Origin of the sequence: Muribacter muris (genome assembly GCF_004569585.1) — a bacterium.
GTDB classification, from domain to species: domain Bacteria; phylum Pseudomonadota; class Gammaproteobacteria; order Enterobacterales; family Pasteurellaceae; genus Muribacter; species Muribacter muris.
On the sequence record NZ_SPPA01000022.1, the window covers coordinates 34715 to 51826 of the forward strand.

Sequence of the window (17112 nt, forward strand, 5' to 3'; positions counted from 1 at the left end):
CGGTCAGCTAAGCTGTTATTTTTGCAATCTCAAACTGTTGTAAAAAAATCACGCAAACCGACCGCTTGTCGTCATATAAAGGAAAACAAATGAACTGGCAAACGGAATTAAACAACAGTGCATCGTGGTTAATCATTGCGCTGATAAGTGTATCGGCAGGGGTTTATTTGGTGGGGCGATTACTCGGCAAAACCACCTTCGGCAAAAAGTTTTGGCACATCACCCAACCTTGTTGGGCAAGCTCAAATAAACCTAAAACCCTAGCACTGATGTTGTTGCTACTGTTGATGATTTTATTAGAAGTGCGGATCAGCGTCCTCAATACCTTTTTCTACAACGGATTGTACAGTTCATTGCAAAAGCAGCAAGCCGATGCGTTTTGGTTTTTCGCGCTTATCAATTTAATGCTGGTTATTGTGAAAATTATCCACGCCATCATCAACTACTTTCTACAACAAGTCTTTGAAATTCGCTGGCTGGAAAGGCTCAACGCCGAAATGCTCAATCGCTGGCTTGCCAATAAAAACTACTACCTCGTCAAATATGAAAAACATTTGCCGGATAATATCGATCAACGGATAGAACAAGATGCCACCGAGTTTGTTCACGGCACGCTTGATGCGGTGCGAGGCATGATCAATGCACTGGTCTCTACCGTGGAATTTACCCTGATTTTATGGGGATTATCCGGTATTTTGGCAATTTTCGGGGTGGAAATTCCAAAAGGCGTGGTCTTTTTCATCTACCTCTTTATTCTATGCGCCACCCTCCTTTCCGTCATCATCGGCCGCCCGCTGATTAAGCTGAATTTCAACAAAGAAAAATTACAGGGCGATTACCGCTATTCATTAATTCGTGTACGAGATAATGCGGAAAGTATCGCCTTTTACGCAGGTGAGGAAAAAGAACGGCATCATCTACGCCAAAAATTTGCCGCCGTCATTGATAACCGCTGGAAGATCGTACAAAAAATGTTAGGGTTGGACGGTTTTAACACCGGCGTAACTCAAATTGCGATGATTCTGCCGCTAATGTTGCAGTCCCAGCGCTTTTTTGCCGGTCAAGTTACCCTTGGCGATATGCACCAAACGGTACAATCCTTTAACCGTTTAATGCGGGCACTCTCGTTTTTCCGCCTGTTTTACGATGATTTTACCCTTTATCAAGCTCGCCTTAACCGCCTGTACGGTTTTTTTATCACATTGGATAAGTTAGACAGCACCCAGCTTCACTACCCTTATCCGTGTAGCCGAGGGTTCACCCTAAAAAACTTTGGGGTTAAAGACGCAAACGGCACGCTGCTAATGCAAAATATCAATATAGAACTGAAAAATGGCGATGCGTTGCTCATACAAGGGGCGTCCGGCACAGGCAAAACCACACTATTAAAAGCATTGGCGGGGATTTACCCGTTTGAAACCGTTGGCATTGCCGAACGTCCTTGTACCGAGCAACCGCTCTTTTTACCGCAACGTCCCTATATGCCGCAAGGTACGTTACGGGACGCTATTTGCTATCCGCATATTAATGCCAGCGATACGCAAATCCGTCAGGTAATGCAGCAGTGTTGCTTGGAAAAATATCTTGATGCGTTAGATCAGGATCTCGACTGGCAAACTACGCTCTCGCCGGGAGAATTGCAACGTATCGCCTTCGTGCGTATTTTACTCAGTAAACCGGAATTGATTTTCCTTGATGAGACGACTTCGGCGCTGGACGAAGCCACCGAAGCGATACTCTATCGCACGATTAAACAAGCTCTGCCACACAGTATTCTGATTAGTGTTGGACATCGCTGTACCCTGCAACCGTTTCATAATAAACGGATCACCCTTGGAATTTGTTGTGTCGAAACCAACTAAAATGCCAGAACAAGCGGTCAGTTAGCATAAAATCATTGCAAATTGGAAATAGTAGGCGATTTTCGGCAAAAATTTCGCTATAATAAACAAGTTTTGCTTCTCGTCAGTGAAAAGCGACTATCAGAAATGCTTTTAGCCCTAAAAAGATAAGAGGATTTCTGCTAGTCGCCCTTTTTAAGAAGTAAAACAATAATGATATTCAAAAGGAAGTTAAAAAATGAATCCAATTGTGAAACAGTTTAAATATGGTCAGCATACTGTTACATTAGAAACGGGGGCAATCGCCCGCCAAGCTACCGCAGCGGTAATGGCAAGTATGGACGATACCACCGTATTTGTAACCGTTGTGGCTAAAAAAGAGGTGAAAGAAGGGCAAGATTTCTTTCCCTTAACCGTCAATTATCAAGAGCGGACTTACGCAGCCGGTCGTATTCCGGGCGGTTTTTTCAAACGTGAAGGTCGTCCGTCTGAAGGCGAAACCTTAATCGCCCGTTTAATCGACCGCCCGATTCGCCCGCTTTTCCCCGAAGGCTTTTTCAACGAAATCCAAGTAATTGCCACCGTGGTGTCCGTCAATCCGCAAATCAGTCCGGATTTAGTTGCAATGATTGGCGCATCTGCTGCACTTTCTCTCTCCGGCGTGCCGTTTAACGGCCCAATCGGTGCGGCTCGTGTCGGTTTTATCAATGATCAATTCGTGTTAAACCCAACTATCAACGAGCAAAAATTAAGCCGTTTAGATCTCGTGGTTGCCGGCACGGACAAAGCTGTACTGATGGTTGAATCCGAAGCGGATATTCTATCGGAAGAACAGATGCTAGCGGCGGTGGTGTTCGGGCACGAACAACAACAAGTGGTGATCGAAAATATCAAACAATTCGTCCAAGAAGCAGGCAAGCCTCGCTGGAACTGGGTCGCACCGGAACCGGATACGGCACTGATTGAAAAAGTGAAAGGTTTGGCAGAAGCCCGCCTTGGCGAAGCCTACCGCATTGTTGAAAAGCAAGTTCGTTACGAGCAAATTGATGCGATTAAAGCCGATGTCATCACACAAATTACAGCCGCAGATGACAGCATCAGTGAAGGCAAAATCATTGATATTATCACGGCATTAGAGAGCCAAATCGTGCGTAGCCGCATTATTAATGGCGAACCTCGTATTGACGGTCGTACCGTAGATACGGTTCGGGCATTAGATATTTGCACCGGCGTATTGCCTCGCACACACGGTTCAGCCATTTTTACCCGTGGCGAAACCCAAGCCCTCGCAGTTGCGACATTAGGTACAGAGCGTGATGCACAAATTATTGACGAATTAACCGGTGAAAAATCCGATCGTTTCCTTTTCCACTACAACTTCCCTCCGTATTCTGTCGGCGAAACAGGAATGATCGGCTCACCAAAACGCCGTGAAATCGGACACGGTCGTTTGGCAAAACGGGGCGTATTAGCTGTAATGCCGACTGCGGAAGAGTTTCCGTATGTGGTGCGTGTTGTATCTGAAATCACCGAATCCAACGGTTCATCGTCAATGGCGTCCGTTTGTGGTGCATCACTGGCGTTAATGGATGCGGGCGTGCCGATTAAAGCCGCCGTTGCCGGTATTGCAATGGGTCTAGTGAAAGAAGACGACAAATTTGTGGTACTTTCCGATATTTTGGGCGATGAAGATCACCTTGGCGATATGGACTTCAAAGTAGCCGGTACACGAAAAGGGGTTACGGCACTCCAAATGGACATCAAAATTGAAGGCATCACGCCTGAAATTATGCGTATTGCCCTTAACCAAGCGAAAGGCGCAAGAATGCACATTTTAGAGGTGATGGAACAAGCGATCCCAGCCCCTCGTGCCGATATTTCCGATTTTGCGCCTCGTATCCACACAATGAAAATCGATCCGAAGAAAATCAAAGATGTGATCGGAAAAGGCGGGGCAACTATCCGAGCGCTCACCGAAGAGACCGGCACATCTATTGATATTGATGATGACGGCACAGTGAAAATTGCCGCAACGGACAATGGTGCGGCAAAACGTGTGATGGAACGTATCGAAGAGATCGTTGCCGAAGTTGAAGTCAATACCGTTTATAAAGGTAAAGTTACCCGTGTTGTCGATTTCGGCGCATTTGTGTCAATCTTGGGCGGTAAAGAAGGCTTAGTGCACATTTCACAAATCACCGATGCCCGAGTGGAACGGGTTGCCGACTACTTGGAAGTCGGTCAAGAGGTACAAGTGAAAGTGGTGGAGATCGACCGCCAAGGTCGTATCCGATTAACGATGAAAGACATCGCACCAGTGCCTGCCGAAGTTGTAGAAGCAGAGCCGACGCTTGAATAAACGCTAATCCGACAATGTGCTTTCTCTCCCGCGAGAGAAAGCCATTGCTATTTGATCTAAGGTTTATAAATGCAACAAGCTGTTAAGTTGTTAAACTTTCGAGCTTACCTATTCGCTCTTTTCGCCCTGCTGTTTTTAAGCGGTTGCGTTAATCGTGCAACGGATATGATCTATCCGGACAGATTATCCCTTGCAGAGCTTAACCCCCAGCTACGCTTTGAACAAGAAGCAATGGTTGTGCGGCTAACGCAAGTACTGCAAGAGGCAAAATTAGCCAATGCGGAACGGGCGGAATTATTCTTTGAGCGAGGCGTGATTTATGACAGTTTAGGGCTTTGGTCGCTGGCACGTTATGATTTCACCCACGCCATTGAGCATAATCCCAAAATGGCGGCAGCCTACAATTATTTAGGGCTGTATCTACTATTGGAAGATGATTATGACAGTGCCATTGATGCTTTCAACGCCGTCTTAGAATTAGACAATGCATACGATTACACCCGTTTAAACCGAGGGCTTGCTTTCTATTATAGCCAGCGTTATGCCGAAGCCGAGCGGGATTTTCAGGCATTTTACCAAGCGGATAAAACCGATCCTTATCGGGCTTTATGGCTTTATTTTAACGAATTAGAACTTGCCCCGGCCACGGCAAAACAAAATCTGACCGAACGCTCAAAAGGCATATCCGAAGATTTTTGGGGTACTTCGGTTGTTCGTTACTTTTTAGGGGATTTAACCCTGACACAGCTCCGTTCAAAAATGAATACGCAGGCAGAGCCGAACACGCCAACCTACGCTGAAATTTTAACGGAAACGTATTTTTATCTCGCAAAACAAACACTCAAATTGAATCAGTTGGAAGAGGCAAAAAGTTTCTTCCGTCTTGCTGCGGCAAACCAAATTTATAATTTTGTTGAGTATCGTTTTGCTTTGTTTGAGCTTTCGCAACTGCGCAATCGCCAAACAGCTCCCGTAATTGTTGGGAAAAATTAGGACGATAACAAGCGGTCGGATTTGTCGAAAATCTTGCAAAACTGCCCGCTTGCACAATGACAATCTTATACTCCGCATTGATTTGCCGACACTTTTTGTTTTACCTAACCCCTCAACAATGTATTTTCAAACCGCCCAAACAGTTTGGGCACGATTATTGGAATCTTATGACAACGCAATCTCTTACCTTTGCCGATCTCGGCTTACCTCAATCTATTCTTGATGCCGTCAATGAAATGGGGTTCATCACCCCTTCGCCTATTCAGCAAGCCTGTATTCCACATCTGTTAGCAGGGCGTGATGTGCTGGGAATGGCACAGACCGGCAGCGGCAAAACCGCCGCCTTTTCCCTCCCGATTTTAGCCCGTCTTGATCCGGCACAACGTTTCCCGCAAATGTTAGTGATGGCACCTACCCGTGAACTTGCCATTCAAGTGGCTGATGCGTGCGAACAATTTACCAAAAATATGAAAGGCGTGCGTGTGGTTACCATTTACGGCGGTCAGCGCTACGATATTCAAATCCGGGCCTTAAAACAAGGTTCGCAAGTTGTGGTCGGCACACCGGGGCGGATTCTCGATCATATCCGCCGTGGCACGCTCGATCTCTCCGCTCTCAAAGCGATCGTGTTAGACGAAGCGGACGAAATGTTACGAATGGGCTTTATTGATGATGTAGAAACCGTAATGGCGGAACTGCCGGAGCATCACCAAACTGCGCTATTCTCGGCAACAATGCCGGAACCAATCCGCCGCATTACCCGCCGTTTTATGCAAGATCCGCAAGAGGTGAAAATTCAGGCAACCCAACGTTCCGCACCGGATATTACCCAAAGCTACTGGCTAGTCAATAGCTTTCGCAAAAACGATGCGCTACTCCGCTTTTTAGAAGTGGAAGAATTTGATGCGGCAATCATCTTCACCCGCACCAAAACCGGCACAACGGATATTACCGAATTGCTTGAACGCCACGGCTACCGTGCCGCTGCACTCAACGGCGATATGACCCAGCAAGCCCGTGAACAAACATTAGAGCGTTTAAAATCGGGACGTTTGGACATTCTGATTGCGACTGATGTCGCCGCCCGTGGTTTAGATGTGGAACGCATCAGCCTTGTTATCAACTACGATATTCCGCTGGACTCCGAAAGTTACGTCCACCGCATCGGACGAACGGGCCGTGCTGGTCGTTCAGGCAGAGCCTTACTCTTCGTTGAGCCTCGTGAACGCCGTTTATTGCGTAATATCGAGCATTTAATGAAAAAACCGATTGACGAAGTGCCGATCCCAAATCACGAAATTTTAATGGCAAAACGCCGTGAAAAATTCAAAGCCCGCATTTCGCAGCAGCTTGAACATCACGATTTAGAACTTTACCGTGAATTATTGGAAGATTTATTCACTGCCGATCAAGATCACGAAGAACTGGCAGCGGCAATGATGATGCTATTACAGGAAAAGCAAAAATTGATTTTACCGCCCGATCCAGCTGTCCGCCCTGCCCGCAGCGAACGGGGACGTGGACGGGAAAACCCTCGTTCAGCCGAACGCCGTGGCGGTCGTGAACACCGTGAACATAACCGGATTGCAATGGATCTTTACCGCATCGAACTTGGACGTGAAGACGGGGTGGAAGTCCGCCATATCGTAGGGGCTATCGCCAACGAAGGCGATATTAGCAGCCGCTATATCGGGCATATCAAATTGCACGACAAATATTCGACGATTGAGCTGCCGCAAGGTATGCCGAAGCATTTGGTCGAACATTTTGCCCGCAAAGCCCGTGTATTAAGCAAACCGATGCAAATGTCGTTGCTCGGTGCGGTGGACGGTAATACGCCTTTTGATGAAAAAGGCAAAGGACGGGGCGACAGACGTGATCGCCGTGATGAACACGGTTTTCGTGATCGTAAAAGCGGCTTTAAAGAAAAACGTTTTAACGAGCGAGGTCGGCGCTAACCCCTCACGCAAGCGGTGAGTTTGACGGTATTTTTGCAATACAAACCAGCAACTCAAATTGATAACGGACGCTATATCAGCGTCCGTATAAATAGTTGAAATGCTGTCTATTTAATCAAAGTACAGGCTAGGCATATTATAAGAGCCTGGTTTTGCATAAAATCGTTCAAATCCCGCCGCTTGCCACGCTTTTCAGGCTGAACCAGATACTTATAAATAATATCAGTAGCTGTAAAATGACAATTAACGGCGTTGCAAACCACCATTCAAACGTATGCAACGCCTATATCAACCAGCTTTTCTATCATAAATGTTTATTCAACCCCAACAACATCATTGCGAACTACATCTTAGCGAGCAAGACTATGCTCTAATGCAGCACGCCTTAATGCTGGCGGATAATGCCGAACGGGAAGGTGAAATTCCGGTCGGAGCAGTTGTGATCGATCCGCAAGGGCAGATCATCGGTGAAGGTTGGAACCGTTCGATCAGCCTTTCCGATCCGAGCGCACACGCCGAAATGCTTGCTATTCGCTCGGCGGCACAGCGTTTGGGTAACTATCGCCTGATCGACTGTACCCTCTACGTTACCCTTGAACCTTGCACAATGTGTGCCGGTGCAATTTTACATAGTCGGCTGGGGCGGTTAGTCTTTGGTGCAGCGGATTATAAAACCGGCGCAATCGGCTCCCGTTTTCACTTTTTTGAAGAGTACAAAATGAACCATTTTCTTCATATTCGAGGCGGGGTAATGGCGGCACAGTGCGGTGAAAAAATCAGCCGCTTTTTTCAAAAAAGACGGGCGGAGAAAAAAGCACTCAAAGCCTTGCAAGCGGTCAGTTTAGGCTGATTTTATGATTGTAGCAACGCCACACCGGCGTCCGTCATAAAACCGCATAATTTCAAAATTATCCAGTATTATGTAGCAAATGCACAAAAATAGACATTTTAACAGAATGTAGGGACACACTGCGTGTGTCCTTTATAAAAATCAAATTATTTCAATAGGTTAAAATCCGGACACACGCAGTGTGTCCCTACCTGTAAGCAATCGTTTGGTGGTATGACACTGCGATAGATATTGATCTTTTCACAAGTATCCGCCAATAGCCGAAATCTTTGTGCCTTACTCTTTTTGAATGAACATAAAAAAGGACGCTCAATAGCGTCCTTTTTATCTTTCCAATATAGTCGTTCTGCCCTGCTACTGCGCCGATTGAGCTTTGGTTTTCTTGGCTTTTTTCCATTTCCAAAAGACAAATAAACCGCCGAGCAAGAGCAGCACCCAAATTACCATCTGCCCTCGGTGAATTTGTGCTTCCAGCCAGTCTAAATTTTTTGCGCCGAAATCACCGAGATAAACCCAAATCGGCACGGAGATAATCGCCGCCATAAAATCAACCGCAACGAAGCGGGTAAAGCTGACTTTACGGGTAATGCCGGAGACCAAATAGACCACCGCTCGTAGCCCCGGTAGAAAACGGGCGACAAACAGTAATTTCCAACCTTGTTTTTCAAAACGGGCTTGCACGGTCGCAAAACGTGCCGGTGTGGCAACATTGCGAATAAGCGGAAAGTTGAGAATTTTCTCCCCGTAAATCCGCCCCAGCCAATACATTGTGCTGTCGCCTACCAACACGCCGAGCATACTCACGACTAACATCCAATGCACGTTGGTATAGCCCAAGCCGGAAATCACGCCGCCGGAAACCAGGGTAATATCTTCGGGGATCGGCACGCCAAAACCACACGCCAGCAAGACAAAAAAGACCGCCCAGTAGCCGTAGCTACTGAAAAATTCAATCAGAAATTCCATTTGCTTTCCTTTCGTTGTTTAAATTACGCACGGAACTACGCACCACTAATTCCGGAAAAAATTCTAAGGTTTTCGGCAAATGCTCGCCGCTTTGATCTTTTATCCGCTCTAACAAAACGTCCAACGCCATCTGCCCTAAGCGGGTTTTGGATTGGTGAATGGTTGTGAGCGGCGGTGCATAAAAACGGGAGCTGTGAATGTTGTCGTAACCGATAACGGAAATATCCTGCGGTACAGACAAGCCTTTTTCCGTAATCGCCGAAATCGCCCCCAGTGCAATGGTATCACAACCGCACACTACCGCAGTCGGTAATTTATCTTGTCGGAGCAGGCTGTTCATACTTTCATAACCGCCTTCCGGTTCAAAATCGTTCTCTTTAATCCACTCTTCGCGAATGAGCAAGCCGGCTTCCGTCATTGCTTTGACAAAGCCGTTAAAGCGGGCTTTGGCAGTAGTTTTATATAAATGACCGGCAATGATCGCAATATCACGGTGGCCGTTTTCAATGAGATGACGGGTTGCCATATAGCTGCCGTCAAAACTGTGGTCGATAATGCGATCGCTCTTTTCATCATTTGGTGCCCAATCCATTACCACCATCGGCACATTTGAGCCATTAAACAACGCCAATGAATTGTCCGTATATTCCGAGCACATCACCAAAATGCCGTCCACCCGCTTTTTCACCAACATATCCAAGTGATTTTGGATTTTTTCAACCTCATTTTGCGTGTTGCATAAAAACAGCGAATAGCCTTGACGGTAGCAATACTCTTCGACCGCCAAGACAATTTCGGCGAAATAGGGCGCTTCGCTGGTGGTAATAATCATTCCGATAGATTTTGTCGTATTGATTTTCAGGCTACGAGCCACCGCACTCGGCGAATAGTTCAACGCGGTTACCGCATTCCACACGGCTTTGGTTGTCTCTTGTGAAACAAAACGTGTTTGATTAATCACGTGGGAAACGGTTGTCGTTGAAACACCGGCAAGTTTGGCGACATCTTTAATTGTGGCCATAATCACGGTCCTTCATCACAAAAAATTGCTTCATTATAGCCAAAAATGACGGATTTCCTAAACAAAATCGGGGCTTTCGATTGCATTTTTATTAAATCCTTTTAGAATACACCTTATTTCAATGACAGATTTACGGAGTGAATTATGGGCGCTTTTGGTTATGCAATGTTAGCCGTTACCGGTGCATTAGGTATGATTGTATTATTCGCTATCAACATTTTCTAATCTCAATCCATTCAAACACCAAAATGGTGGGCAAACTCACCATTTTCTTTGACGATTATGGCTAAACTGACCTTCGCTTCCCTTGCTTTTAATGCCAGCCGCACTCCAGTTTCCGAGCAATTTGACGATATTTATTTTTCTACCCAAGACGGTTTGGCTGAAAGCCGTTACGTTTTCCAAGAGGGCAATCAGCTTTGGGAAAAATGGCAACGCCACACCAACGCCTATTTTGTGATTGCCGAAACCGGCTTCGGCACGGGGCTGAATTTCCTCGCCGTTGCAGAACGTTTTGAAGCCTTTCGCCAAAGCTACCCCGATAGCCCGTTAAAGCGTCTTTATTTCATCTCGTTTGAAAAATTTCCGCTCACCGCTACGCAACTGTCTGAGGTTCACCAAGCCTATCCGCAATTTGCACATTATTCGCAACAACTGACCGCTTGTTGGCAGCCTCGTCAAACCGGCTGTCAGCGTTACCATTTTGGCGAAATTTATCTCGACCTCTGGTTCGGCGAAATGGCCGACAATCTGCCCCAACTGGGCGACAGCTACAACAGCACCATTGACTGTTGGTTTTTAGACGGTTTCTCGCCGGATAAAAATCCGCAAATGTGGGGTGAGCCGCTTTACCGCCAAATGTTCCGCCTTACCGCCCAAGGCGGCTCTTTTGCCACCTTTACCGCCGCTAGCGATGTTCGGCGGGGCTTGCAAGCGGTCGGATTTGAGGTCAAAAAACGCAAAGGCTTCGGCAAAAAGCGGGAAATGCTGTGGGGAGAAAAACCGCTGGATAGCACGCCTCTGCCGCCGCAATACCCCTATTTTTCCCCTCATCGTCAGCCGATTGTCGATGATATTGCGATTGTTGGCGGGGGCGTTGCCAGCCTTTTTGTCGCATTGTCGCTACTGGAACGGGGTAAAAAGGTTACCCTCTATTGTCAAGATAATGCTCTTGCGCAAAATGCGTCCGGCAATCTGCAAGGGGCGATTTACCCGCAATTAAGCGATGATGACGAGCGCAATATCCGTTTCTATGTGCATAGTTTCGATTATGCCAAGCAACGTTTGGCACAACTTGCCCAACACGTTGATTTTGAACATCATTTTTCCGGCGTAGCGCTCTATGCCTATAACGAAAAAACCGCCAAAAAGTTACAAAAAATGGCGGAGCAAGATTGGGACAACGCCCTATTTGAGCTGTTCGATGCCAACACATTAAGTGAAAAAATCGGGCTTCCCGTTCAAAACGGCGGCGCATTTTTAGAGGATAGCGGCTGGCTTTCTCCCGTTCAATTAGTCCAAAACGGGTTTGCCTACCTTGAACAATTAGGGCTAAAGATTGTGCTAAACCATAAGGTCGAACATCTTGAACATAAAGGCGAACGCTGGCAGTGGCAGCATAACGGGCAAACATTCAGCCACGCAGCCGTAGTGCTGGCGAACGGTCATCTTCTGACGGCGTTTCCGCAAGCGGAAGGCATTCCGCTCTATCCGGTGCGGGGGCAAGTTAGCCAACTGCCGAGCAACGCCACCTTAGCCAAGCTGAAATGCGTAGTCTGCTATGACGGCTATCTCACCCCAATATCTGCGCAAGGCACGCACTGCCTTGGGGCGAGTCATCTGCGGGATAATGCCGATAACACTTTCAACCTCGCCGAACATCAACAAAATTTTGCAAAAATTCAACAAAATCTGACCGCTTGCGACTGGGTGAACGAACTGGATAGCTCGCACAATCGGGCGAAAATTGGTATTCGGGCGGCATTTCGGGATCGCATTCCAATGGTGGGGGCAATGCCGGATTTCAGCGCACAAAAAGCGGATTATGCCAATCTCTACAATCAGTTACGCCGAAAAATGCCGATCGCTCAAGCCAAAAGCTACCCTGCTCTTTATCTGGTCGCCGGCTTGGGATCGCGGGGATTGACGACCGCCGCCCTGCTCGGCGAGCTGCTCGCCAGCCAAATATGCGGTGAACCGCTTCCGTTGAGCGAGGACATTCTGCACGCCCTCACGCCAAACCGCAGTTGGATTCGTCATCTGATAAAAGGGAGAACCATTTAATGAAAAAACGGTTGTGTTACTTTATTTTGAGCCTTGCATTGTTAGCCAACAGCGCTTTCGCCGCTCAGCTCAACGTATTTGCCGCCGCCTCGCTCACCAATGTGTTACAGCAAATCGGCGATGCCTATAAGCAACAAGCACCGGATACCGAGATTGTCTTCTCTTTCGCCGGCTCATCAACTCTGGCAAAACAGATTGAACAAGATGCACCGGCGGATCTGTTTATTTCTGCCGACCAAAAATGGATGGCATATTTGGCGGAAAAACGTTCGAAAAAAATTGCACAAATCACCCCGCTTGTGCAAAATGAACTGGTGCTGATTGCCCCGCAATCCAGCCCGCTCACACCTTCAACGCTAGATGATTTTGATTGGCAAGCCGCTTTGGGCGAGGGCTACTTAGCGGTGGGGGATGATAATGTTCCCGTCGGGCGTTATGCGAAAAAAGCCCTTGAATATTTCGGTGTGTGGGCGCAAGTTTCGCCTAAATTGGCAAAAGCAAAAGATGTGCGTGCTGTGCTTGCTTATGTGGAACGGGGCGAGCTGCCGCTCGGTATTGTCTATGCGACCGATGCGAACATCAGCCGCAAAGTGAAGCGAGTCGCCACCTTTCCTGCGGCAAGTTACGGGGAAATTATTTATCCCGCCGCCACGGTGAGCGACAATCCGCAAGCTGCGCATTTTTTGGCATTCCTAACATCGCCTCAAGCACAACAAATTTTTCTCAATGCCGGCTTTAAGCCGTTGAAATAACAATGTTTTCTTTTTCCGATGCCGAACTTACCGCCATTGTGTTAAGCCTAAAAGTCGCTAGCGTGGCGATCTTATGGGCGCTGCCGCCTGCTATTTGGGTGGCGTGGTTGCTCGCCCGCAAACAGTTTTGGGGAAAAACATTATTAAACGGCATTGTGCATTTGCCCCTTGTATTGCCACCTGTAGTGATCGGCTATCTGCTCTTGATTTTAATGGCGAAAAAAGGGCTAATCGGGCAGTATTTGTGGCAATGGTTCGGCCTCTCTTTCAGCTTTTCGTGGCGTGGGGCGGTGTTAGCCTCTGTGGTTATGGCTTTTCCGCTAATGGTACGTGCTATTCGATTGGCTTTTGAAAATGTCGATCCGAAACTCGAACACGCCGCCCGCACCCTAGGGGCAAGCCCGTTGAAAGTGTTCTTCACGCTCAATCTGCCGCTCTCTCTCTCCGGTATTATTGCCGGATCAGTGCTTGGTTTTGCCCGCTCTCTCGGTGAATTTGGGGCAACCATCACCTTTGTTTCAAATATTCCTAACCAAACCCAAACCATTCCGGCAGCACTGTACAGCTTCATTGAAAGCCCGGACGGCGAACGTGCTGCCGCTCGGCTCTGCCTAGTAGCGATAGCCATTTCGCTCACGGCACTATTCTGCTCGGAATGGTTAGCCCAACGCCAAAAACGGACACATTAGGGAGAAGAATGTTACAAATATCCGTTCAACAATCCCTCGGCGAGCTGCATTTAGCGGTGAACACAACCATTGCCGCCAAGGGCGTTACCGCCATACTAGGACGTTCGGGGGCGGGGAAATCCAGCCTGATCAACCTGATCGCCGGTTTAAGCCAAGGCGCGAGCGGCAGTATTCGCTTAAACGATCGGATCTTATTTGATTCACACCAACGCATTCATTTACCGCCGGAAAAACGGCGGGTCGGCTACGTGTTTCAAAAAGCACGCCTCTTTCCTCATTATCGAGTGGAGGGCAATCTCAACTACGGTTGCAAGCGGTCTGATCCGGCAAAATATCTGCAAATTGTGGCATTATTAGGGATTGAGCATTTACTCAACCGCTACCCCGCACATCTGTCGGGCGGCGAAAAACAGCGAGTGGCGATCGGGCGGGCATTGTTGAGCGATCCGGATATTTTATTATTAGACGAGCCGCTCTCCGCCCTCGATCTGCCCCGAAAACAAGAGTTATTGGCTTATTTGGGGAAACTTACCCGCACCCTCAACATTCCGATTCTTTATGTTACCCACAATCTTGATGAAGTGGTTGCATTGGCGGATTATATCTTGCTGATGGATAACGGCAAAATGCTGGCTCACGATACCACAGAGAAGGTCTGGCACAGTGCGGCATTTGCCCCTTGGCAGCCGCTTAGCCAAAAAATCACCCTGCTGGAACTCCCGATTGCCACCCAGCTCAGCGCCTATCAAATGCTCGGCTTACGCATCGGTTCTCAATACCTTTGGGTACCGCAGAATTCTCGTTATCAAAATGGAGATAAATTACGCATCACCCTTGCTAGTCGGGATATTTCTCTTACGCTTAGCCCGCCGCAGCACAGCTCAATCCGCAATATTCTCAACGGACAAATTTGCAAAATACTGCCCCAAACCGACCGCGTGGATATCGCTGTACAAATCGATCAGCACAAAATCTGGGCAAGCATTAGCCATTGGGCATTTGACGAACTAAACTTCACCCAAGGGCAAACCGTTTATGTACAAATCAAAAGCGTCTCCCTATAGCTTGTTTTTTCGGCTAACAATTTCCCCCGCCTAGCTTTTCAGACGCTTTTCCCTTATAATCGTTGTCAATTATCAATCCCCCTTTAGCTCAGTCGGTTAGAGCAGGCGACTCATAATCGCTTGGTCACTGGTTCAAGTCCGGTAAGGGGGACCAACTTCACTTTTCCCGTCTTATTTTCTCTTACGTTTTCATCAACTCTACCCTTATATATCAAGCCTTTCAAGCATTTTTATCTTCTTTCTTCTTACGTTCTCTTACGCATTCTTACGTTTACAACCGCTGATTTTAGTTATATGCTTAGTTATACATTTACCGACTAACCCAAAACGGTATAACCAAATCGGCTTAATGCCTTATCTGAAAAGTGTTCGTCTAATTTTTAGTTATATCGCTATTGAACGCTCAATTTTCAGGACTTTAACCCGTGGTAATACAGTTTTGATGTAATTTAGGTGATTTTTTGGCGCGTATAACTAAACCACTCACTAATACAGAAATTGAGAGAGCCAAGCCCAAAGAAAAGGATTACACCCTTTCAGATGGGCAAGGGCTTTATTTATTGGTAAAAGCCAACGGCTCGAAGCTCTGGCGGTTTAATTATTACAAGCCCTTTAGCATACCTAGCAAGCGTGTGCTATTGAGCTTGGGAAAATATCCTGATATTTCCCTTGCCCAAGCACGCAAGCAACGGGAGGAATTTTTAGCGTTACTGGCGGAAAATATCGACCCGCAAACATACCGGCAGCAGATTGAAAGCGAAGAGATCAACAAACGGGAGAATACGCTATACAAAGTAGCGGATAAGTGGCGGCAAAAACGGCTGAATGATGCCGCCAATGGTGAAATCCAAATAAAAACAATCGAGAAGAACTGGAGCAGGCTGGAAAAGCATTTGTTCCCGATACTCGGCAATCAGCCGATTTCCTCTATCACACCGAAGCTAGTCGTCAAAGCCCTTGAGCCGTTACAGGAAAAAGGCATAGGCGATACATTGCACCGTGTGATCCGCCTGCTTAATGAAATTATGAACTATGCCGTCAATGCGGACATCATCGAATTTAACAAGTGTGTGAATGTATCAGCGAATTTCAGCACGCAGAAAACCGAGAACAACCCGACTATCCGTCCCGAAGAATTACCCCTATTCCTTGAGCGATTAAGAGATTACAACCTTAGCCTACAAACCAAGATTTTAATCAAATGGCAATTACTCACGATGGTAAGACCACGAGAGGCAGCAACGGCAGAATGGGCGGAAATTGATTTTGAGAAAAGGCTATGGATTATCCCCTCTGAAAAAATGAAAGGTGGTAAACGTCCGCATACGGTTCCCCTCGCTCGGCAAGCGGTCGGATTGTTAGAAAAAATGCAAAAAATCACAGGGCATAGTCGCTACATTTTTCAAAGCGAACTCAAGCCACAACAAGCAATGAACCCACAAACCGCCAACCGTGCGATTAGATTATTAGGCTATCAAGGTAAGCTCACCGCTCACGGACTACGCAGTATTGCCAGCACTTATCTCAATGAACAGCTTATTAACTATGACGTAGTGGAAGCGTGCTTAGCTCACATCATCGCCGACCAAACACGGAAAGCCTATAACCGCACCGACTATTTAGATCAACGTGTGGCGGTGATGCAACAGTGGGCGGATTATGTGGAGAAGTGTGAAAAGCAAATAAAATTTTAAATAAATAAGGCGAATATATGTATTTTTTAACTTCATTAAAAGCAAAATGTATCTCAAATGCGAATTTCCCTAAAAAGGGAATATTTTTAATAGATGAACTATTTACAATTTTTGAACATAGTAAAGAGGATAAATTACAGCTATTAAATGATGAGCGTATTTCTGCTTGTATAATAACCGTAACTAAAGAATTAAAAATGGAAAAGTTAGTACAAGAGGCATATAAACTAGCTCATAAAGACCCTATTTTTAACGGAGTGTTCTTTGATTATGATTGCCCAATTATTGAAAATATAAATAATTATTTCAATGGAAAAGGCATTTTACCTGCTAGCCTTTCCGAAATTTTCATAAAAATAGTAGAAAAAACAAGAAAAGATAATAAGGGAAAGCTTTCAGCCTTTAAAGGCTATGAGCTAGCTGGAGCTATCGCTCTTTTTTACATCAGAAAAGCGTTTAGGATAACAAACAAAAGCTATCGAAAATCTATGACAAAGAAAAGTTTAAACAGCCTAACTGTTAATGATCATGCAAAAATGCGCCAGGCTGATGCAGTAAGATCATCGAAAAGTGATCCACTGCATCTTTTGATAAACTCCTTGTTATTTAAACAGGGAATAACCTGGTATGCTTTGCATGGAA

Annotated in this window: 13 protein-coding genes and 1 tRNA gene; 12 read left to right on the forward strand and 2 right to left on the reverse strand. The window is 46.5% G+C overall.

Going from position 1 to position 17112, the window contains the following annotated elements; genetic code table 11:
• Positions 1-89 precede the first annotated feature (89 nt).
• The 5 genes from E4T80_RS09650 (at position 90) to tadA (ending at position 8001) form a co-directional block, all read left to right on the forward strand.
• The gene (locus E4T80_RS09650) at positions 90-1862 is read left to right on the forward strand and encodes an ABC transporter ATP-binding protein/permease (protein ID WP_135057860.1); all 1773 of its coding nucleotides are present in this window, start codon (positions 90-92) and stop codon (positions 1860-1862) included.
• Positions 1863-2079: 217 nt separating this feature from the next.
• Positions 2080-4200, forward strand: coding sequence for a polyribonucleotide nucleotidyltransferase (pnp, locus tag E4T80_RS09655; RefSeq protein ID WP_135057863.1), 2121 nt, complete (start codon positions 2080-2082; stop codon positions 4198-4200).
• A 69-nt stretch (positions 4201-4269) separates the two neighbouring features.
• Positions 4270-5193, forward strand: a complete 924-nt coding sequence (nlpI, locus tag E4T80_RS09660; protein WP_135057866.1) for a lipoprotein NlpI — start codon at positions 4270-4272, stop codon at positions 5191-5193.
• Between the two features lie 167 nt (positions 5194-5360).
• Positions 5361-7151, forward strand: coding sequence for a DEAD/DEAH box helicase (locus tag E4T80_RS09665; RefSeq protein ID WP_135057868.1), 1791 nt, complete (start codon positions 5361-5363; stop codon positions 7149-7151).
• Between the two features lie 310 nt (positions 7152-7461).
• The gene (gene tadA / locus E4T80_RS09670) at positions 7462-8001 is read left to right on the forward strand and encodes a tRNA adenosine(34) deaminase TadA (protein WP_135057871.1); all 540 of its coding nucleotides are present in this window, start codon (positions 7462-7464) and stop codon (positions 7999-8001) included.
• 354 nt (positions 8002-8355) lie between these two features.
• Here tadA and E4T80_RS09675 read toward each other — a convergent pair whose 3' ends face one another.
• Positions 8356-8967, reverse strand: a complete 612-nt coding sequence (locus E4T80_RS09675; RefSeq protein ID WP_135057874.1) for a DedA family protein — start codon at positions 8965-8967, stop codon at positions 8356-8358.
• Positions 8951-9988, reverse strand: coding sequence for an HTH-type transcriptional repressor PurR (gene purR / locus E4T80_RS09680; RefSeq protein WP_047977905.1), 1038 nt, complete (start codon positions 9986-9988; stop codon positions 8951-8953). Before purR ends, E4T80_RS09675 begins: the two co-directional genes overlap by 17 nt.
• 282 nt (positions 9989-10270) lie before the next feature.
• On the opposite strand from purR, the gene mnmC reads away from it, so the two are divergent.
• The 7 genes from mnmC to E4T80_RS09715 all read left to right on the forward strand — a co-directional run.
• The gene (gene mnmC, locus E4T80_RS09685; RefSeq protein ID WP_135057877.1) at positions 10271-12271 is read left to right on the forward strand and encodes a bifunctional tRNA (5-methylaminomethyl-2-thiouridine)(34)-methyltransferase MnmD/FAD-dependent 5-carboxymethylaminomethyl-2-thiouridine(34) oxidoreductase MnmC; all 2001 of its coding nucleotides are present in this window, start codon (positions 10271-10273) and stop codon (positions 12269-12271) included.
• Positions 12271-13023 (forward strand): molybdate ABC transporter substrate-binding protein, encoded by a 753-nt coding sequence (modA, locus tag E4T80_RS09690; RefSeq protein WP_135057880.1) that lies wholly within the window; start codon positions 12271-12273, stop codon positions 13021-13023. The genes mnmC and modA overlap by 1 nt, the downstream gene beginning before the upstream one ends.
• Positions 13024-13025: 2 nt before the next feature.
• Complete coding sequence (gene modB / locus E4T80_RS09695; protein ID WP_135057883.1) at positions 13026-13712, forward strand: molybdate ABC transporter permease subunit; 687 nt, start codon at positions 13026-13028, stop codon at positions 13710-13712.
• A gap of 8 nt (positions 13713-13720) precedes the next feature.
• On the forward strand, positions 13721-14776 hold the full coding sequence (modC, locus tag E4T80_RS09700; protein WP_135057885.1) for a molybdenum ABC transporter ATP-binding protein ModC: 1056 nt from the start codon (positions 13721-13723) through the stop codon (positions 14774-14776).
• Positions 14777-14853: 77 nt separating this feature from the next.
• Positions 14854-14930 (forward strand) — tRNA-Ile (locus E4T80_RS09705).
• Between the two features lie 307 nt (positions 14931-15237).
• Positions 15238-16470, forward strand: coding sequence for a tyrosine-type recombinase/integrase (locus tag E4T80_RS09710; protein ID WP_135057887.1), 1233 nt, complete (start codon positions 15238-15240; stop codon positions 16468-16470).
• 17 nt (positions 16471-16487) lie between these two features.
• A partial coding sequence (locus E4T80_RS09715; protein ID WP_135057889.1) for a hypothetical protein occupies positions 16488-17112 on the forward strand: 625 nt, incomplete at its 3' end.